The organism is Pseudomonas sp. GM78 (assembly GCF_000282475.1).
Classification (GTDB): domain Bacteria; phylum Pseudomonadota; class Gammaproteobacteria; order Pseudomonadales; family Pseudomonadaceae; genus Aquipseudomonas.
The window spans coordinates 38,385-57,024 of record NZ_AKJF01000083.1; the positions used below are offsets into that span (position 1 = coordinate 38,385).

17 protein-coding genes and 1 pseudogene are annotated in these 18,640 nt (G+C 60.0%); 7 read left to right on the forward strand and 11 right to left on the reverse strand.

Annotated features, from left to right (window positions below; all coding sequences use genetic code 11):
* The first annotated feature begins 538 nt into the window (after positions 1–538).
* A complete protein-coding gene (locus PMI35_RS17600; protein WP_157295658.1) occupies positions 539–1,207 on the forward strand; it encodes a hypothetical protein in 669 nt (222 codons plus the stop codon).
* A gap of 21 nt (positions 1,208–1,228) precedes the next feature.
* Here PMI35_RS17600 and PMI35_RS17595 read toward each other — a convergent pair whose 3' ends face one another.
* A complete protein-coding gene (locus tag PMI35_RS17595; protein ID WP_008059143.1) occupies positions 1,229–2,209 on the reverse strand; it encodes a DNA-binding protein in 981 nt (326 codons plus the stop codon).
* Between the two features lie 172 nt (positions 2,210–2,381).
* Between PMI35_RS17595 and PMI35_RS17590 the strand changes: the two genes are divergently transcribed.
* From PMI35_RS17590 to PMI35_RS17580, 3 genes are all read left to right on the forward strand, one after another.
* Positions 2,382–3,290 (forward strand): site-specific integrase, encoded by a 909-nt coding sequence (locus tag PMI35_RS17590; RefSeq protein WP_008059144.1) that lies wholly within the window; start codon positions 2,382–2,384, stop codon positions 3,288–3,290.
* Between the two features lie 461 nt (positions 3,291–3,751).
* Positions 3,752–4,162, forward strand: a complete 411-nt coding sequence (locus PMI35_RS17585; protein WP_008059145.1) for an addiction module antidote protein — start codon at positions 3,752–3,754, stop codon at positions 4,160–4,162.
* Between the two features lie 75 nt (positions 4,163–4,237).
* A complete protein-coding gene (locus PMI35_RS17580) occupies positions 4,238–4,747 on the forward strand; it encodes a hypothetical protein (protein ID WP_008059146.1) in 510 nt (169 codons plus the stop codon).
* A 160-nt stretch (positions 4,748–4,907) separates the two neighbouring features.
* Here PMI35_RS17580 and PMI35_RS17575 read toward each other — a convergent pair.
* From PMI35_RS17575 to PMI35_RS17530, 10 genes and pseudogenes are all read right to left on the reverse strand, one after another.
* Positions 4,908–5,266: pseudogene (locus PMI35_RS17575) on the reverse strand (haloacid dehalogenase-like hydrolase); the annotation flags it as partial.
* Positions 5,263–6,708, reverse strand: coding sequence for a BatD family protein (locus tag PMI35_RS17570; protein WP_008059148.1), 1,446 nt, complete (start codon positions 6,706–6,708; stop codon positions 5,263–5,265). The gene PMI35_RS17570 and the pseudogene PMI35_RS17575, both read right to left, overlap by 4 nt.
* Positions 6,705–8,285 (reverse strand): VWA domain-containing protein, encoded by a 1,581-nt coding sequence (locus tag PMI35_RS17565; protein WP_008059149.1) that lies wholly within the window; start codon positions 8,283–8,285, stop codon positions 6,705–6,707. The genes PMI35_RS17570 and PMI35_RS17565 overlap by 4 nt, the downstream gene beginning before the upstream one ends.
* A gap of 1 nt (position 8,286) precedes the next feature.
* Entirely contained in the window at positions 8,287–9,279 is a 993-nt protein-coding gene (locus PMI35_RS17560) for a vWA domain-containing protein (protein WP_008059150.1), read from the reverse strand.
* Positions 9,266–9,856, reverse strand: coding sequence for a DUF4381 domain-containing protein (locus PMI35_RS17555; protein WP_008059152.1), 591 nt, complete (start codon positions 9,854–9,856; stop codon positions 9,266–9,268). The genes PMI35_RS17560 and PMI35_RS17555 overlap by 14 nt, the downstream gene beginning before the upstream one ends.
* Positions 9,853–10,788, reverse strand: a complete 936-nt coding sequence (locus PMI35_RS17550) for a DUF58 domain-containing protein (RefSeq protein WP_008059154.1) — start codon at positions 10,786–10,788, stop codon at positions 9,853–9,855. Before PMI35_RS17550 ends, PMI35_RS17555 begins: the two co-directional genes overlap by 4 nt.
* Complete coding sequence (locus PMI35_RS17545; RefSeq protein ID WP_008059161.1) at positions 10,785–11,765, reverse strand: AAA family ATPase; 981 nt, start codon at positions 11,763–11,765, stop codon at positions 10,785–10,787. Before PMI35_RS17545 ends, PMI35_RS17550 begins: the two co-directional genes overlap by 4 nt.
* Before the next feature lie 125 nt (positions 11,766–11,890).
* Entirely contained in the window at positions 11,891–13,012 is a 1,122-nt protein-coding gene (locus PMI35_RS17540; protein ID WP_008059165.1) for a CaiB/BaiF CoA transferase family protein, read from the reverse strand.
* Positions 13,013–14,159: 1,147 nt separating this feature from the next.
* Complete coding sequence (locus tag PMI35_RS17535; protein ID WP_008059166.1) at positions 14,160–15,302, reverse strand: acyl-CoA dehydrogenase family protein; 1,143 nt, start codon at positions 15,300–15,302, stop codon at positions 14,160–14,162.
* Positions 15,303–15,427: 125 nt separating this feature from the next.
* Positions 15,428–16,441, reverse strand: coding sequence for an AraC family transcriptional regulator (locus tag PMI35_RS17530; RefSeq protein ID WP_008059167.1), 1,014 nt, complete (start codon positions 16,439–16,441; stop codon positions 15,428–15,430).
* Between the two features lie 113 nt (positions 16,442–16,554).
* On the opposite strand from PMI35_RS17530, the gene PMI35_RS17525 reads away from it, so the two are divergent.
* The 3 genes from PMI35_RS17525 to PMI35_RS17515 are packed head-to-tail and all read left to right on the forward strand — an operon-like array spanning position 16,555 to position 18,625.
* On the forward strand, positions 16,555–17,739 hold the full coding sequence (locus PMI35_RS17525; protein WP_008059168.1) for a lipid-transfer protein: 1,185 nt from the start codon (positions 16,555–16,557) through the stop codon (positions 17,737–17,739).
* Between the two features lie 10 nt (positions 17,740–17,749).
* A complete protein-coding gene (locus PMI35_RS17520; protein WP_008059170.1) occupies positions 17,750–18,190 on the forward strand; it encodes a MaoC family dehydratase N-terminal domain-containing protein in 441 nt (146 codons plus the stop codon).
* Positions 18,191–18,202: 12 nt separating this feature from the next.
* Positions 18,203–18,625 carry a MaoC family dehydratase gene (locus tag PMI35_RS17515; protein WP_008059172.1) on the forward strand — a complete coding sequence of 141 codons (423 nt, stop codon included), beginning with the start codon at positions 18,203–18,205 and terminating at the stop codon, positions 18,623–18,625.
* The last annotated feature ends 15 nt before the right edge of the window (positions 18,626–18,640 follow it).

Here is an 18,640-nt window from a genome sequence, read left to right on the forward strand (position 1 = left end):
TCGTAAACGATACCGATTAAGTATGGTGTTCATAATATCGCTCCAGGCGCCGCACAGAAGGTTAGCCGGTATCTCAGAGTTGTTAATGTTATTAAACGCTTATTTATTTTTAAAATCGTCTACCTCTTAGTTATTTTTTTAGTTAGCTATCTCATTGATATAAAATGCTTTTTTCAAATTTTTATAAGTGTGTGTTAACTGTTAGACTCCGGCACACATTTGCTGTGGACAAAACAGTGCTTCACTACAGGTGTTGGAAGTTGCAATGGAAGGTCGTGCCATGGGCCGCATTTCGTTAGTCCGGCGCCTTAGAAACCGAGTGTTTGCTCATATCCTGCTGAGTTGCTGGGGATGTCGGCATAACGGGGGCGCGCTGACCCAATGTGGTGGAGCTTGGCAGCAGCATCATCAGAAAGCGTCGGACTTACCCCCTAACAACAAGTGGGCACGGTTACTAGCGGGCAGTGAGTTACGCGACCCGTGGTTGAGCGCATTGCTGATGGCTTATCCTGCAGTGCGACCTTGCTGGACCAACTCGTTGTGGAACGCCCTGAGTACACTCTGGGATGAGCGGCGCCCTACCGATCATTTGGCGCAGACACTGCACTTGGAAAACGGCTATATGCTGCCGGCGCATAGCTCCTTCCTAATGCGTCGCCTGTTTGGCTGTCCCGATTGGAACAACCTGGGATGTGTCCTTGCCCTATTGGGCTCTAAATCCAAACAGTTCGCGCCCCACCGTCGCTGGTTACGCACACATTTTCTGAGCTATCTGATCCTGGTGTGTATGGCTGAACCGATGTGCTTCGTCCGCGAACCGCTGTACGAGTTGCTCAATAAAATTTACCTGCGCGGTTTGTTTGAATTTGTTGATGATTGGCCGTCAGACTTCGCCGCCTTCGAGCTGAACTGTGAGGCCATGGAGCGCTACGGTGAATGGATGCGCGGTCACGGCTGGATCGCCGGTTGGGACCTCCACGCGTGCACTCTGTTGCAGCTTTACCGGCCGGACCAGGAAATGCTGCGACAGGAGTCCTCGACGCTGGCCCGCCCGCCACCCTCTGTTGAACTACCGTCAAGGATTGCTAGGAAGGTCGAGGCGGCGCTTAAGGGCCACCGGCGTGACCGTTTTGCGGTGGGTGAATGGCCAGACGTTTACGGTTCGCCAGCGACCGGGCCTACGCCCGTCGCAAAGGGCTTCAGCTAGCCGCGGCCGGGGAGAAGAAAGCTAGCTGTCGCCGGTGGGCGAGGGCAGCGTTGCCCAGCGGCTGAGCAACTCTTCCAAGCGCGCGATCTGTTGCCGCTGGAACCTCAGCTCGCGACGGTTCTGCCGTTCCGTGAGCACCTGACGCTTGACCCGTTCGCGCAGGCCGGCGTGCTCGGCGGTTAATGCCTGGACCCGTGTCTGCACGCTCTGCTCGCGGACTTCCGCTTCCTGGTTTTGTTGCAACAACTGCTGCAGTGCACGTTCACGTTGGCGATCTTGCTGGCCCTGATTGCGCAGTTCACCGACCAGCCCTTCGTTGTCCTGGAATAGGTGGGCAAGTTCATCCTGCTTGTCCGAAAGACTGATACGTAGTCCCCGCAACTCGTGTTGCAACTGCTGAACCTGAGCGTCGTGTCGCTGGGTTTCCTGCTCTCGTTGCGACAGATGCTGTTGGCGAAAGTGCTTCAGCGCTTCACGAGCTTGGCGGTGCTTGTCCTCCAGCGATTGAATGTGCGCCGCCCGTTCGACCAACAGCTGGTCCAGGTCGTGTTCCAGCTGGCCCAAACGTTGGCATTCGCCGTCCGCTTGGCGCAGTTGCTCCTGGAGTGTTCGCTCGTGCTCACGCAGGGCCTGTAGCTCACGATCGAGGCCAGCGTAAGCGCCCTGCAGTTGATCGATTTGCGCCTGGTGCTGCAGCCGCTGCTGCTCATACGCCGAACGATCCCGCTGCAGGCGCTGGCGATCCTCGGCGACCGCCTGTTCGGCCAGCACCGTGAGGCGAGCGCTTAAACCGGCGACAAAGCTGTGCAGTTCCTCGTCGGGTGTAGGCGGCTGCGCCTGCTCTCGGGCACCGAGCTCCTTCAGGTAGCGCTGAATGGTGCTCTTCGAGCCGGTGTTGCCCAGCTCCACGCGCACGGCGTCGATGCTGGGGTGCTGGCCGCGGGCGAGCAGCGCTTCGCGAGCGATTTGCACCACGGCCTTGTTAATGCCTCCGCGTGCCATGGCCTGACTCCGACGATTTCGTACTGGTTTACGGAGTATGCAATTACAGCTGTAACCCTGCCTTAAGGACGGCAGTAATTCGGACGGACTGGCGTTCGAGAATGCTGAATTCTTGAACGTAACAAACCTTTTTCGAGGCCGGGGCTCGAAATCGCGGTATGCGGGAGGTGGGATGAGCGATTCAGCCGAGCGGTACCTGCAAGCGGCGCGACGCGACAGCACGCAGCGCCGCTATGCACAAGCCGTTGAACACTTTGAAGTGGAGTGGGGCGGGGTGTTGCCGGCCTCCAGTGAAAGCGTCGTGCGCTACCTGGCGGCGTACGGTGCTCAATTGTCCAGCAACACCTTGCGCACGCACCTGGCGGCTTTGGCACAGTGGCACCAGCAGTACGGCTTCGATGACCCGACCAAGGCGTCGAGGGTGCGCGATGTCTTGCGTGGTATTCAGGCGCTGCACCCGCAACCGATCAAGCAGGCCGAAGCGTTGCAGTTACAGCGGTTGGAAGCGTGCGTCGAGGGGTTGGTCGGGCAATTGAGCTCGGATCAGGTGGCGGTGAAGTTGCGCGCGGCGCGGGATCAGGCGTTGATCCTGATGGGCTTTTGGCGTGCATTGCGGGGCGACGAACTGTGCCGGCTGCGCGTCGAGCATATCCAGGTGCGCGAAGGGCAAGCGTTGGACATCTTTCTCGCCAGCAGCAAGACCGACCGCGACCATCGCGGTCGTACTTTGGTGCTTCCGGCGCTGAAGCGGCTCTGTCCAGTGGATGCCTACCAGCAATGGCTGGCGGTGAGTGGCCTCCACCACGGGCCAGTGTTTCGCGCCATCGATCGCTGGGGCCACTTAGCGGAGGAGCCGGTCAACCCGAACAGTCTCTCGCGCATTTTGCGTCTGGCATTTTTGCGCAGCGGTGTGGCTGGCGAGGGTTATACCGCGCATTCACTGCGCCGCGGTTTTGCCACCTGGGCCAGTCGCAACAAGTGGAGCAGCAAGGCGTTGATGGAGTACGTCGGTTGGCGCGACGTGCAGTCGGCGGTGCGCTATGTTGAGGCTGATGCGCCCTTCGGTGATTGGGCACGTTGAGCGCACTGACGGCCCAAGGGGATGACCTGGCGGCAAGGGCATGGGGGCATTGCCGCCACTGACTCCTGGACGATCTCGGCAGTAAGGCTTCGCCGGTTGTCGAGCGGCAAGCCGCCCTATTCAGTGAGCAGAGTATGGTAGGCCTACCGTGTTAATAATGGAGCCGGATCGGTCGCTGACGAAATGTTTAACCCGCCTGTGTAAACCGTTGGCTCGACGGTGTGAGGGGGTTCAGGGAAGACAACTGTTCTATCGCGATTGAACCGAGACCGGAAAGGCAATTTTTGGGAGATTACGATCCGGTAGGCGACCGCGTGAGGTAGATGCGTATTTTTGTCGACCTGGATTACAGAATTTTTCACTGAATAGACTGTTTACCTAATTCTTAGGGGAAGTGAAAAATCCGACAAAATGAGAGCAATCAAGCCGGCAAAAGTGATTGTCGTCAGGAGGTAAATGAGATGAACGAATCGAAATTCAATCCTGAGGACATGTCGATCCTTGACCTTGACACTTCCGATACCAGCCTCTACGAAGCTTCGTGCTTCCTCGACAGCCCGGAAACCATCAGCGCGTATCTTGCAGAAAATATGAAGGCTCAAGACTCGAAAATGCTCATGAAAGCGCTCGCCGAGGTCGTCGCTGCCCAAGGCGTGAACGAGGTTGCCCAAGAGGCGGGAGTTGATCGAGAGAGCCTTTATAAATCCCTTAAAGGCGGGGCAAAAATTCGCTTTGAGACTGTCAGGAAGCTATTAATGGCAGTAGGAGTAGAACTCACCGTGCAGCCGATTACAGCAAACTACTCGGCTCCAAATTTCACGAACCCCGCTGCGGGTGTTGCAAAAAAAACTGCGGCAGCAAAATTACGGTAGCTGCCAAACCAGTGGCCATGCTGACTACGCCACCGCTACCGCGTGGTACGCTAGTAACAAAAGAGGAACAAAACCATGACCGCTGTTCTTGAAAATTCGCAGAGCGTGCGCGCTGCGCTCGAAAGTCTTCAAATGCTTCTGGAGCAGCTGCGCGGTCAATTCGTGAACGGCATCGAGGAGCCAGAGGATTACGCTCGGGCCACTCTACTGCTTGATGAACTGACCGACGGACATGTACTCAACAAGTATGAGGAGCGGATCCTTATTGAGCTTGAAGACGCGATTCTGGCTTACGAACAAAAAGGCGAACAGCTCAGAGCGTTTAACGCTGCGATCAAGGCCACCATCACACCGGTGCAACTGCTCAAGGACTTGATGGAGACGCTGAAACTGACCGGCTCGGATCTGCCCGAAATTGGCGACAAATTCGTGGTGGCCAAGGTTCTCATTGGCGATAGATTGATCAGCCCTAGAATGGCACTCGCCCTGGCCGAGCGCTTCCATATGGACCCGAAAGCATTCGTTTCGGATACTCCTACTCTTCCCCAGGAACCCTCGACTACAGGCCCACGTCACGCCCGGTAAATGGCGAGGTGTTGGCGCTGACGCCGAATTGACCCAGTTGCCGAGATGTCACTGACCCAGTCTGAGTCCTCGAAAAACATTGCCTGTGCCGGGGTTGTACCGATTTGAAGGTGGGGCAGTCTTGCTTCGGCACGTAGGTCAATTCGGCATCGGCCTCAACAGCCAGGGCCTTGTGATCGTTTTCCAGCACGGCCTGGAACGGCTGGGTGGTTTTCCATTCCGGGTGCTGCGGCGCGGTGCGTTTGACTCGAGGGCGAACAGCAATTCGAAGTACATCGGCTGCTCGCTCCACAAGGTGCCGTCGTTATCGAACACGGCAATGCGGTCTTCGGGTTTGACGAAGTTCTTGCTGTTTTGATCGGTCACCGCCTGCACGAACTCGATGATCTGCTTTTTCGACGGCCCATCGTTCCACGAGGGCAGGGGTTCGGCTGCCTGGACCAGCAGCGGCAGGCTCAAGGCAAGGGTCAGCAGGAAGCTGAATACGCGAGGATGGTGCAACGATTTCGAATCGGTCATGGGAAACCCTTCTCATGGACGGGGTTGAGCGGATGAAGAGCAGGAGAGACTGATTCTCTGTTGCACTCGGCCTGACTATGCAGCGTAGACAAGGATTCCCTGAATTGGCGCAGGGCCTGCTCTTTGTCCGTTTCGCGGCCGTAGCAGGCCCGCAGGAAGCTTTGCAGGCGCGGGCCGAGACCAGTCAATTTCAGGCCCCGGTGGCTGCGTCGGGTCCACAGGTACAGGGCGCTCAATTGCGTCGGTTTGCTCTCCAGTTGTGCCGGAATCTGCTGCCATGCGTAATCGGCGGACTCGAGCCAGGCGGCGTGCCGGGCGCGGCGGTGGGCTTGCCACTTGAGGTGTGCGCGTTGTACGAGCGGGCGACTGAACCAGCCCAGGGCCACCACCGCCAACGCCAGTGCGAATAGTCCGAACCAGTGCCCGGAAAGGTGCGGGCGGTTGTGCTGGCCGAGTTTTTTCAGGTCTTCGGTGATTGAAAACACCGGCTTGTAGGCGCTGTTGGCCACGGCTTCGAAGGTCACGCCTGGCACTGTGGCCGTGCGGGTTTGCTGGCTGCTGGCATCCCACCATTTCAGTTCGACGGATGGCAGGCTGTAGTGGCCTTCAGTGTCGATTCGATACGTCACGCTGTCGATGCGCTGGCCGCCAGTGAAGTTGCCGCGGCCGTCATCCAGGTTGTGGATTTGCGCTGCTTTCGGGTAGCGGCTCAGGCCCTTGATGGCGTCCAGCGTCGGTGTCGGCAGTGACATGGCCAGGGCGCCGTCGGCCTGTAGCGTCAGTTCCCGGCTGATGCTGTCGCCGACCTTCAGCGGCGTGGCCGAATGGATGGTCTTTTGGGTAAACCGTAGCCCTTGAGCCACCAGCATTGGCTCCCCAGGCTGGAATCCCGGCGGCTGTGCGGCGTTGAAGTGAAATGGCTGACTTTGGGCGCTGAGTTCGTGGCTGGCCTGGCCCGGTGTGGCTTGAACGGTCAGTGCCGGAATGTCGAAGCCCTGGGCCAGGTTCGGGGTGATCAGGTAGCTGTAGCGCATGCCGCTGAAGGATTGGCCGTCGATCGTCTGGTTCAGGTGTTCGGCGTGGCCGTCCGGTGGCATCACCAGCGCACCGGGCAGTTTCAGGTCGGGCAGGGTGGGGGCGCTGGTGAACCAGGAGTCGGTGAATACATCGAGTTGCAACTTGACCAGGCTGCCGACCATGACGGGGTCGGCGGGTTGCAGGCTGGCGCTGACTCTCAGTTCCGGTTCATTGCCCCAAGCTCCGAGGCTAGTCAGGCATAGAAGTATGATGACAATGGCAGCGGTGATTGATCTGGCGCCTTCGCGGGCAAGCCCGCTCCCACAGTTGATTGAAGTGATTCCCACAATATGTGTACGACACATAGTCCCTGTGGGAGGGGGCTTGCCCGCGATGGCAGCGATTCGGTCCTGAAGGTAGGTCATGGCTTGGCCCCCGCCTGATCCTGCAAGCTGAATTTCTGCTTGAGGAATTTCGCCGGCGATGTGGTGAGATTCTGCAACCATTGCTCATCCGAGGCCGCTTGCTGGGTTTCCACCTTTTTGCTTTGGCCTTTACCCGGCGCCTTGTCCATCTTGATTTCGTCGGGTTTGACCTCAGGCGTGTTTTTCTCGGCGCTTTCGGTGTCTTTCTGCAAGGCAATGGCCAGGGCCAGGTTGGCCGTGGCTTCCGGAAACTGCGGTTGCAACTTCAGCGCCTGTTGATAGGTTGCGATGGCCTGATCGAACTTGAAGCGCCGCACGTAGATGTTGCCCAGATAGAAATAGGCCTGCGGTGTGTCGAGGCGCGCGAAACTGGCCAGTGCCAGGTCGAAATCCGCCGCGTGGTAGGCGGCAACGCCTTTCCAGTACGGATCGACAAACAAGGCCGCCGCCTTAGGGAAGTGCTGATGTTCGAAGGCCCAGCGACCTTGCTGGTCGCGGGTAAAAAAAGCGTCGGTCAGCGCATTGGCCCGCGCCGGCACCGGTTGCAAGCCCAAGCCTGCCGCCAGCAACAACCCAGCCATCCAGTTCAAGCTCCAGCCCTTGCGTACGCTGAAAAAGGCGATCAACAGCAGCGGCCAGCACAGCCAGTAACCTGCGTCTTTCCAGTGCAATTCATGCTGTTCGTCACTGGCAGACTGGAAGTGCTGCCGGGCGTGCAGTTCGACCCAGTCCAGGTCGTCATCGTTGAGGGTCAGGCTGCCCAGCGGGGCATCCATCGTTGCTGCAAGCTGCTTGAGGGCGTCCTGATCGAAACTGCCGAGTTGCGGGCGACCGTTGCTGCCGGTACGCGGCCGGCCAGCGGTATCGCGAATGATCCCGCCATCGGTGCTGCCAGCCGCCAGAATCAGCACTTGCAGCGCACTGCCAGTCAGCTGTTTATCCAACCCGGCCAGTGCCGAAGTGTCGGCGCCATCGGTGATCAGCAGCAGGGTGCCGGGGGTTTTCTCGGTGGCGAGCAGGCGCTTGGCCTGATCGATGACCGCGCCGACATTTTTCCCCGGCTTGCTGATCAGGTCGGTGCTCAGGGCCTGAATGAACGTATCGAGCAGCGCCGCATCGTCGGTGGCGGGCAATACCAGATGCGCGCTGCCGGCATAGGCAATCAAGGCGCTGCGCGACCCGGCGCGGCGCTGGATCAAGTCGTGGAGCTTGTGCCTGGTTGCTTCCAGGCGACTCGGTGGAACATTGCTGGCGTCCATGGACGGCGACAGGTCGACGGCAATGATCAGTGGCGCACGGTTCTCCAGAAAATCTGGCCGATCCCGCTCCCAGGTCGGCCCGGCGGCGGCAATGGCGCCGAGTACCAGCAGCGCACACACCAGGTTCACCGGACGCAGGCGTTGCCGGTCTTGCGGGGTGATCAGCAGATGCGGCAGCAGGTGCGCGGCGATGTTGCTGCGCAAGCGCCGTTGCAGATCCCGGTTGCGCCGCCACAGCAACGGCAGCAGCCCACCGAAGATCGCGAGCAACAGCCACAGGGGGCGCAGGAAATGGAAGTCGCTGAGGTTGATGTCCATCTCAGGCCTCCTGCCGCTGACGCGCGAGCATCAGGCGGGGAAGCAGCAGGGCGCCCAAGTGATAAGTCGCGAGCAGGGCAACGGCAGCGCCCAGCGGCCACCAGAACAGATCGCGTTTGGGCTGATGGCTGAGGGTTTTCACTTGATGCGGGGTGAGTTTGTCGAGGGTGCTGTAGACCTGGTCGAGGGCATTGCGGTCTTCGGCGCGGAAGAAGTGTCCGCCAGTGACTTCGGCAATGTCTTGCAAGCCTTGCAGGTTGACCTTGGCTTCGCCTTCGGCATTCGGGTCGCCAATGCCGATGGTATGAATCACCACGCCTTTGGCGGCGGCCATGGATGCTGCGTGGTCCGGGGTGATGGCGCTGCTGGTGTCGTTGCCGTCAGTGAGCAGAATCAGCACCTTTTCCCGCTCGTGGGCCTGATCCAGCAGTTTCAGGCTCAGCCCGATGGCATCACCGATGGCCGTGTTGGAGCCGGCCATGCCGATCCCCGTATCGTCCAGCAGCAACGACAGGCTGGCGTGGTCGAGGGTCAGCGGTGCTTGCGGATACGCGCCGCTGCCGAATACGATCAGCCCGAGGCGATCCTCTTTGCGCTTGTCGATAAAGCCGCGCACCACTTCCTTGACCGCCGCCAGACGATTGATCTTCTGGCCGTTGGCGTCGGCGAAGTCGGTGGTTTCCATGGACTGGGAAAGGTCGATGGCGAGCATCAGGTCGCGCACCGGTTGCTGGCGTTCGATGGGTTTTTCCACGAGCACCGGCCGGGCTGCGGCCAGCAGCAAGAGCCCCCACACCAGCAGGTTCAACAGCAACTGCCAACGATTGCTGCGGGTGCCGGCCTGACTTGGGGCCTCACCCACCGCCCGGCTCATGGCGTTGAAAAACGGCACACGCACGGCACTGCGCGCTTCATGGTAATCGGGCAGGTAGCGATAACCCAGCCACGGCAATGGCAGCAGCAGTAACAGCCAGGGGTAATCAAGCTGCCACATGATGACGCTCCACCCAGGTTTTCCAGGTGTCGAACAGCTGTTGGCGCTGTTCATTGGGCATGTCCCGCAATGTTGCGTCGGGGGCGTAGGCCAGCAGCGACAGTTGTTGGCTGAAGTCGACGGGTAGCGGCTGTTTACTGTGCCGCTGCAAAAATGCCTGCCAATCCTCTTTTCCAAGCGCAGCAGGCCCCTGTGGGAGCGACCCTGCTCGCGATGGGGCCGGTACATTTAAAATGGATGTTGACTGACCGGACGCCATCGCGAGCCGGCTCGCTCCCACAGGTTTTGTGGTGTGTCTTGAAGGCATAGAGATCGCGACGCGCTTGAGCAGCTCCGGAAGCTCGCGCAACGCACTCAGGTCATTGCTGCGCTGCCGCAATTCTTCCAGCCGCACCAACGCCTCGCGCCGATAGCGATCACGCAGCCATTGCCGGTAGCGCCGCACGCCTGTCACCAGCAGCGCAACGATCAGCAGCGCCAGCAACGCCCACCAACCCCACGTCTGCGGCGCAAAACTGACCGGCACCGGCAGTGCCATTTCCCTGAGTTGGTCGATGCTCGGGACAGTGGGGTTCATCGGCGCCTCCCGGCGAGCTTGCCCAGTTCGGCGCACAGTTGTTCCCGGGCCTCTGTGGCGGTGCTGAACATCATCAACGGCACCCGGCTGCGGCGCAGCAATGTAGCGACGTCCTTGAGCCGGCCGATGAGAAAATCACCAAGTGGCTGATGCACCTGATGTCGTTCCACCGCCAGTTCCACCTGCAACTGTCCTTGGGTGATCAGCAAGCGACCGTTTTTCGGCAGGTTCAGCGCCAATGGGTCATAGACCTGCATGGCAATCACATCGTTATGTGCCGTCAGTTGACGCATCAGTTGCAAGGTGCGTTCGCCGGCCCCGGCGAAGTCGCTGATGATACAGATCAGGTGATCGTGACCGGCCACGGCCAGGCAATGCTGCAAGACCTTGTCGAGCTGGTCTTCGCCTTCGGCGTCCGGGTTGGCGGCATTGAGTGCCTGGTTCTGTTGGGCGATGCGGCTGCACAACGCTTCGATCCGTTTGCGACTGCGCAGCGGGGCGATGCTGTCGATGCGCCGGTCGTTGAACACCAGCCCGCCGACGCGGTCGCCGGCGTTGAACACCATCCACGCCGCCAGGGCACCGAGTTCGGCGGCGACGGTGGATTTGAAGCTGCGTTGCGAACCGAAGAACATCGACATGCGCTGGTCCACCAGGATCAGCGCCGGACGGTCACGCTCTTCGGTGAAAGTCCGTACCACCGGTTTGCCGGTGCGCAGGGAGGCGCGCCAGTCGAGGTGACGCAAATCGTCCCCCGGCTGATAGGGGCACAATTCATCAAAGTTCAAGCCACGGCCGCGCAAGCGCGAAGCATGGTTGCCGGCGAGGATGCTGCCTTGGGGCTGGCGCGCAACAAAACTCAGATCACGGGCCTTGAACTCCAGGGCCATCAACTGCGCCAGAGAGACATACACCAGGCCGTCGGTGTTCACGCAGGAATTGCCACTTTATCGAGTAGACGGTCGAGCACCTGATCGGCGCTCACGCCATCGGCCACGGCGTCGTAGCTCAGTTGCAGACGATGGCGCAGCACCGGGTGCACCACGGCGCGCACGTTGTCCGGAGAAACGAAGTCCTGGCCCTGCAACCAGGCGTCCGCCCGGGCACAACGGTCCAGGCCGATGCCGCCGCGCGGACTGGCGCCGATGCTGATCCAGCGCCCGAGGTCGGCGTCGTAATCGGCCGGGTGGCGCGTGGCATTGATCAGGTCGATCAGGTAGCGGTCGATGGCCGGGGAGACGTGCACCGCGCTGACCTCACGACGCGCGGCGAACACCACGTCCTGGGACAGGGCGAAGCCCTGCACGGCAGCGGTCTTGGCGCCCAGGTCCTGTTCTTCTTCGCGCAGCAGGCGCAGCACCTGGCTTTCGTTTTCCGCGCTCGGGTAATCCAGCAGCACTTTCATCAGGAAGCGGTCCATCTGCGCTTCCGGCAGCGGATACGTGCCTTCCTGTTCGATCGGGTTCTGGGTGGCGACCACGATGAACAGGTCCGGCAGCGCATGGCTGTTGCCGGCCACGGTGATCTGGCGCTCTTCCATTGCTTCGAGCAACGCCGCCTGGACCTTGGCCGGCGCACGGTTGATTTCGTCGGCCAGGATCAGGTTGCCGAACAGGGGACCTGGCTGGAAGCGGATCTCGTTCTTGCCTTCGACCTGATGCAGCACTTCGGCGCCGGTGATGTCCGACGGCAGCAAGTCCGGGGTGAACTGGATGCGGCTCATCTTCGCGTCCAGGTGTCTGGCTAAGGCTTTGACCGTGCGGGTCTTGGCCAGGCCGGGCAGGCTCTCCAGCAGCAAATGTCCGTTGGCCAGTAAGCCGACGAGCATTTGGCGGATCACCTGATCCTGGCCAAGCACCGCTTCGGCGATACTGGCTTGCAGGGCGTTCAGATCAGTGAGGGCAGTCATCGTTAGCTTCCTTACTCAAAATACGAACGTCGAAGTCATCACATGGTCGACAAGCCAAGAAATCAACTCAAGCCTCGGAATGATTTATCGAGCAAGCGAATAAACAGGCGCGGGCGGAAAAAGCTTCAGGCCAGCACTCCCATCCGACGCAACTGATTCAGCCGCTCTTGCGCGACTGTCGCTAAAAGCGGTGCTTGCTCCTGATGATCGATTGGAAGAATCGTACCTGGTGTACGAGAGAAGCGCGGCGCTGGGTTGGCCTGGACAACCGGTCGGGTCTGGAAAGTATTGCGGGCGACATTGTGCGGATGAACGGCCGCGTCCATCGGAGATAGCACGGGAGCGAAGCACACATCACTGCCTTCCAGCATCGCACACCAGTGCGCACGCGGCTTGCTACGGAATAGCGTCGTCAATCGCTCCTTGAGTGCCGGCCATTGGGCGAGATCATACTGAGCCTTGATGACGACATCCGATAGTTGCAGCCGTTCAACCAGCTGCGCATAGAACTGAGGCTCCAATGGCGCCAGGGAGACCCATTCGCCGTCGGCGCACTGGAACAGATCATAGAATGGCGAGTCGTAGAACGCACTGGGTTGCGAACCACCGATCTGCCCTGCGGCGTGAATGAAATGCGCAATAGAACCGAGCACCGCAACCATATCGACGATCGCGGTATCGACGACCTGTCCCTTGCCGGAATCGCGCGCCTCGAAGGCGGCTGAAACAATACCGAATGCCATACCAAGGGCACCAATGGCATCTCCCGCCAAGGTCGCCGGGGGACGTTGCGGATCGCTGCGTCCACCGGTCAATCCGAGCAGGCCGGTCAGTGCTATGTAGTTCAGATCGTGACCTGCAGCCTGGGCCAGTGGGCCCTCCTGGCCCCAACCGGTTAAGCGACCATAGACTAGACGCGAGTTCTTCGCCAGGCATTGTTCAGGACCCAGCCCCAGACGCTCCATGACTCCGGGACGGTTGCCCTCGATCAGGGCATCGGCCAGGCTCAAAAGGTCCAGTGCCAGGGCGACCCCTTCCGGATGCTTGAGATCGATGATCACCCGACGCTTCCCGCGCTGGAGGATATCAATGTCGATGTCGCCACCCAATTGCTTTGCCAGCGCAATGCCGCCTTTGCGGGCGATCACCGTAACTTCGGCGCCCATGTCCGCAAGGAGCATCCCCGCCAGCGGCGCAGGGCCTATCCCTTCAAACTCAATGATTTTAAGTCCAGCCAATGGTCCCATAATTTTTCCCCATCAGGATTCACAAATCCATTTACCCACGCCCGCCCTCACTGCGTCGGATCGTGGCTCATCGCGACAGGAAATCGTATGGATGGGATGTCACGCAGCCAATGGCTAAACACCTCAAAACAATTGCATAAGACTTCAATGTTGACGTGATCCAAGTTCAATTTAACAGTCTGGCTTTTTGGATTGGACATCGGCCCGGGCAGATTTTCATGCAATGAAAATGACCTATTGCTGTCGTCGCATGGATCGGAACATCGATCTGGTTACCTCCTGAAATTTGCACCTGGCCGTTGTTACTTTCGCCTGGTTCGTAACACTGCAAAGCTCCATACTGAGTCGTTACAGTGCTAGGTGCTAGGTGCTAGGTGCTAGGTGCTAGGATGATAGGCTCCTCGCCCGTGTGACTTCTAGGTCGTCCTCCGACAGGGGTTCAGGGGCAGCAGCAAGCTATTGATTTCGGAGGGTTACTGGGGAAGGGATATCCTGTAAAGGGTTGGTCACAAACTTGCAGGGCAGGACAAAGCCGGTTCCGCTATTCTGTTCCCACCAGCAATTTGATGAGCACCCTTGGGGATCAATCAGATCCGGGGTACGCAAGTCACTGTCAACCGCCGGTCCATTTTTTGGAGCGTCACGCTTTCTCTACTTTCAGACAGTTTTTTGCCGCCGCATTGTTGCCTGTCCTGCATCAGCCCCCCCCCGGGGGGGGGCACTCTCAAGGCCACCATTAGTTGCCTGGGGAGGGGGGCGATGCTCGTGCCACAGCTAGCTGAAAGTTATTTCCCGCTGGCGTAGCTCCATGTGACCATTGTGCTTAAATGGCCAATGCACAGATTTAGGTAACCTTGTGCAGCGCTTTATATTTTGCTTCTAGCTCAATCTACACTGCATAGTAGATCTATGATTCGAGCGCAGTAAGGAGCCTGATACAAGTTTATGAAAGTTATTCCCCCCCTACGAGATCTACAAACGAAGCTTTTGCCGCGCACGACTGTTTTCGTCGCTGAGGAGCCAGCTTCCTTTGGGCGCGAGAGGAGGGAGGCTGCTACTGAAGCATGCTCGTTTTCATGAACAGAATTTAATTGAAAAAATCAGACGCCAAGAGCCGGCGCCTGAAAGAAAAAGGGCGAACGCAGGTCTATAGCTGGCGGGCGATAAGATCCTTCATAACTTCATTGGCGCCACCATATATCTTCTGTACGCGTGAATCGACAAACATCCGCGCGATCGGGTATTCGTCCATATACCCGTAGCCACCGAACAATTGCAGCAGTTCGTCGGTGACCTTGCACTGCATGTCGCTGCACCATAGCTTGGCCATGTAGGCGGCCTGGGGGTCGAGCTTGCCGTCGAGCAAACGCTGGGTACAGTCGTTGACGAATGTGCGGGCGATGTGGGTGATGGTGGCGCATTCGGCCAGCTTGAACTTGGTGTTCTGCAGGTCGAACAGTTTCTGGCCGAACATCTTGCGTTCCTTGGCGTAGTCTGTGGCCAGTTCAAGTGCGCGCTCCATGACTGCCACTGCCGGCACGGCCAGCAACATGCGTTCATAGCAAAGTTGGCTCATGAGCTGGATGAACCCGTTGCCCTCGATCGGACCGAGCAGATTTTCCACCGGCACGCGCACGCCATCGAAAAACATTTCGCAAGTGTCCGAGCTGTGCAGGCCGATCTTTTTCAGTTTGTTGACGCTGTAGCCCTTGAGGTTTTCGGTCTCGACCACCACCAGGGAAATACCCTTGGCGCCATCGTCCGAAGTGCGCACGGCGATCACCACCAGGTTGCCGCTGTAGCCGTTGGTGATGAAGGTCTTGGAACCGTCGATCACGTACTCGTCGCCATCGCGGCGGGCGCGTGTACGCAGGGTCTTGAGGTCGGAGCCGCAATCGGGTTCGGTCATCGCGATGGCGGCGAAGAGCTCGCCACTGGCCAGCCGGGGAATCCACTTGTGCTTCTGCTCGGCGGTGCCGTAGTCGAGGATGTAGTGGGTAGCAATGGAGTGCACAGCCGTACTGGGCGGCAATCCGGCACGAGCCAGTTCATCCAGGGCGACCAGCTGATAGGACAGCGGCGCGCCCGCGCCGCCATATTCCTCACCGATTTCCGGCAGCAGGAAACCCATCTCGCCAAAGCCCCGCCAGATTTCGCGCGGTACGTAGCCCTGATCGCGCCAGGCATCGTTGTGTGGGGTCATCTCATTGGCGATGTAGCGACGTAGCTGGTCGCGATAGGCCTCGATGTCGCTATCCATCCAGGTGTGTTGGTGCAGTTGGGGCAACATAAGCTCGGTCTCCGCAGTTCTGGGCTTCGCCACCGATGGCGGCGTGCGAAATGCGAGCCTAGAACCCGGGCCCGCGCGGGCAAATAGCCGCGAACCCCAAAGCTGTTGCACTTGACCCCAAACTGTCAGTTGCCCTTGCGAACCTGTCCTGGAGTCTGGTTGGTCCAGCGCTTGAAGGCGCGCTGGAAGCTGGCGCTGTCGGCGAAGCCAAGCTCTTCGGCTAGCACCGGGGTCGGCAGCTTGCTGGTTTTCAGGCGGTAGATCGCCCAGTCGCGGCGTAGGCTGTCGCGGATGTTCTGGAAAGAGGCGCCTTCCTGCGCCAGGTGGCGTTGCAATGAACTGGCCGAGCAGTGCAGGGCGGCACTGGTCTGTTCAAGGTCCGGCCAGCCGCTGTGGCGCGCGCGTTCTTCATGCAGGTAGACCCGCACCCGGTCGCTGACGCGTGCGGGTATGGCGGGCACCAGAAGATCGAGCAAGGCCTTGTCCAGGTATTCGTGCAGATGAGAACTGTCACGGCGCACCGGTGCCTGCAACGCGAGGGAATCGAACCAGATCGTTGAGAAGTCCGTGCCGAAGCGCAGTTCCGTGGGGAAGAGCTTGCGGTAGTCGCCAACGGATTCGGGTTGCGCGAACGCCACGTCGATGCCGGCGGGGCGCAGGGTCCCGCCTTCCAGCCAGGCCATGACGCGCCAGATCAGTCGCAGAAACAGCACGTGGGCGAAATCGCGAGACTCGACCTGCGTGGTGAGGAAATGCAACTCGACGCGCACCTGTCGGCCGTCGTCCAGTAGGACCGGGTCAAGGTCGTCCTGCAGCAGGCGCAGGGTGTGAATGAATTCGCGCAGGGCACCAATAAGGGTGCCGCCGATCAGGGCTGAACGCATCATCAGCATGAAGCTGCCCCGGCGCAATTTTCGCGAGAACAGTGCCATGCCTTCGTCATCGAGACCCTTAATGGTCTTGCGCAGCAAGGCGACGTACTGGTCGACGGTGACGTGGTGGTCCAGGTCCTGGGGTTGCTGTGGATCGATGCCCGCGTCGCGCAGGAAGCCCTCGATCTCGTAGCCGCGTTCGCGGGCTGCGGCGAGCAGGGAAGAGACGAATACAGAGGCGAAGATAACGGGGGTTGGATTCGACATTGGTGGATTCTGCAAGTCATTTGCGGCGCCATGACATTGGCGGTTTGCCGCACGGCCATCACATTAAGCCCACAAAGCCACACCGTGCTGCAACTAAAATCAGGAAAGCCGCTATGAGCCGCAATGTCTATGTGATCGGGGTCGGCATGATCCCTTTCGTCAAGCCGGGCGCCAACGCGCCCTATCCGCAAATGGCCGCTGCCGCCTTGCGCGCTGCGATGGTCGATGGCGGCGTGAATTACGCGCAGGTCGAGCAGGCCTACGTCGGCTACGTCTATGGTGACTCCACTGCAGGCCAGCGTGCACTGTACGAAGTCGGCATGACCGGCATCCCGGTGGTCAACGTCAACAACAACTGTTCTACCGGTTCCAGCGCGCTGTTCCTGGCCAACCAGGCGGTCAGCGGCGGGGCGGCGGAATGTGCCCTGGCGCTGGGTTTCGAGCAGATGAGCCCGGGTGCACTGGGCACACTTTTCGGCGACCGTCCCAGCCCCTTCGAACGCTTCGACCTGGCCACCGATGAGTTGGTCGGGCAGGCCGGCATTCCGCTGGCGCTGCGCTACTTCGGTGGCGCCGGCCTGGCGCACATGCAGGAGTTCGGCACCCGCCTGGAAACCTTTGCCAAGATCCGCGCCAAGGCCAGCCGTCACGCCGCCAACAACCCGATGGCATTGTTCCGCAACGTCATCAGCGCCGAAGACGTGATGAACTCGCCCGCCCTCTGGCCCGGCGTGCTGACGCGCCTGATGGCTTGCCCGCCGACCTGTGGCGCCGGTGCGGCGATCCTCTGTTCCGAGGACTTCCTCAAGCGCCACGACTTGAAGGGCGCCGTGCGCATTCGTGCGCAGTCCATGACCACTGACACACCCAAGACGTTCGATGCGCGTGACATGCGCGAAGTGGTCGGTTTCAGCATGACCCGCACGGGCGCGCAGAAAGTCTACGAGGCGGCCGGTGTCGGTCCGCAAGATATCCAGGTCGTCGAGTTGCACGACTGTTTCGCGCAGAACGAACTGCTCAGCTACGAAGCGCTGGGCCTGTGCGCGATCGGCGGGGCGGAGCGCTTCGTCGAAGACGGCGATAACACCTATGGCGGCAAGTTCGTCACCAACCCGTCCGGCGGTTTGCTCTCCAAGGGCCATCCGCTGGGCGCCACCGGCCTGGCCCAGTGCACCGAGCTGGTCCAGCAGTTGCGTGGCGAGGCCGGTGCACGCCAGGTCGACGGTGCGCGCCTGGCCCTGCAACACAATCTCGGGTTGGGCGGCGCTTGCGTCGTCACCCTCTACGAAAAAGTCTGAGGGGCGACAGATGATCGATAAGAAGTGGATCGGCCACGAACTGGCCGCCACCACGATGACGCTTGAGCGCGGGCGTCTTTGCGCATTCGCCCGGACCATTGGCGAGACCGATCCGTTGTACACCGATCTCGCTGCCGCCCAAGGAGCCGGATTCTGCGACGTGCTGGTCCCGCCGACATTCCTGTTCGGTGCCGAGCTGGATGCCGGCACCGTGGACAGCATGCTGGCGGATCTGGAAATCCCGATCGAGAAGATTCTTCACGGTGAACAGCACTTCACCTATCACAAGCCGGTGTGTGCCGGGGAAACGGTCACCGTGAAGTCACGGATCGCCGATATTTTCGACAAGAAAAACGGTGCCCTGGAGTTCCTGGTCAAGACCTCGCAAGTCCACAACGACAAAAACGAGCTGGTCGCCGAGTTGCGCACCGTGCTCGTGGTCCGCAACTGAGGAGTCCCGACCATGAGTCATTCACTGCAACACGTGAAGGTCGGTGACCGGCTGCCACCCCTGACGCTGGCGGCGGTCGACCGCACCACGCTGGCGCGGTTCGGTTGCGCCTCGGGCGACCTCAACCCGATTCATATCGACGTGGATTTCGCCCGCAAGGCCGGCATGCCGGACGTGTTTGCCCACGGCATGTTGAGTATGGCCTGGCTGGGTCGCCTGCTGACCCAGTGGGTTCCGCAAAGCCGGCTGCGCAGCTTTGGCGTGCGCTTCCAGGGCATCACTCACCTGGGGCACGTCATCACCTGCAAGGGCCAGGTAATCGAGATCGTCGAAGTCAACGGCGAACGCTGCGCCAGGGTCGAAGTGGCCACGGTCAACCAATACGGCCAGGTCAAGATCGTCGGCGACGCGCTGATCGCCATCGCCATTGGCTAACCCCTTTTTTCAACC

Excerpts from the sequence above, each read along its gene's own strand:
- PMI35_RS17595 (WP_008059143.1), bottom strand. The coding sequence starts at position 2,209 with ATGGCACGCGGAGGCATTAACAAGGCCGTGGTGCAAATCGCTCGCGAA.
- PMI35_RS17590 (WP_008059144.1), top strand. The coding sequence starts at position 2,382 with ATGAGCGATTCAGCCGAGCGGTACCTGCAAGCGGCGCGACGCGACAGC.
- PMI35_RS17585 (WP_008059145.1), top strand. The coding sequence starts at position 3,752 with ATGAACGAATCGAAATTCAATCCTGAGGACATGTCGATCCTTGACCTT.
- PMI35_RS17580 (WP_008059146.1), top strand. The coding sequence starts at position 4,238 with ATGACCGCTGTTCTTGAAAATTCGCAGAGCGTGCGCGCTGCGCTCGAA.
- PMI35_RS17570 (WP_008059148.1), bottom strand. The coding sequence starts at position 6,708 with ATGACCTACCTTCAGGACCGAATCGCTGCCATCGCGGGCAAGCCCCCT.
- PMI35_RS17565 (WP_008059149.1), bottom strand. The coding sequence starts at position 8,285 with ATGGACATCAACCTCAGCGACTTCCATTTCCTGCGCCCCCTGTGGCTG.
- PMI35_RS17560 (WP_008059150.1), bottom strand. The coding sequence starts at position 9,279 with ATGTGGCAGCTTGATTACCCCTGGCTGTTACTGCTGCTGCCATTGCCG.
- PMI35_RS17555 (WP_008059152.1), bottom strand. The coding sequence starts at position 9,856 with ATGAACCCCACTGTCCCGAGCATCGACCAACTCAGGGAAATGGCACTG.
- PMI35_RS17545 (WP_008059161.1), bottom strand. The coding sequence starts at position 11,765 with ATGACTGCCCTCACTGATCTGAACGCCCTGCAAGCCAGTATCGCCGAA.
- PMI35_RS17540 (WP_008059165.1), bottom strand. The coding sequence starts at position 13,012 with ATGGGACCATTGGCTGGACTTAAAATCATTGAGTTTGAAGGGATAGGC.
- PMI35_RS17535 (WP_008059166.1), bottom strand. The coding sequence starts at position 15,302 with ATGTTGCCCCAACTGCACCAACACACCTGGATGGATAGCGACATCGAG.
- PMI35_RS17530 (WP_008059167.1), bottom strand. The coding sequence starts at position 16,441 with ATGTCGAATCCAACCCCCGTTATCTTCGCCTCTGTATTCGTCTCTTCC.
- PMI35_RS17525 (WP_008059168.1), top strand. The coding sequence starts at position 16,555 with ATGAGCCGCAATGTCTATGTGATCGGGGTCGGCATGATCCCTTTCGTC.
- PMI35_RS17520 (WP_008059170.1), top strand. The coding sequence starts at position 17,750 with ATGATCGATAAGAAGTGGATCGGCCACGAACTGGCCGCCACCACGATG.
- PMI35_RS17515 (WP_008059172.1), top strand. The coding sequence starts at position 18,203 with ATGAGTCATTCACTGCAACACGTGAAGGTCGGTGACCGGCTGCCACCC.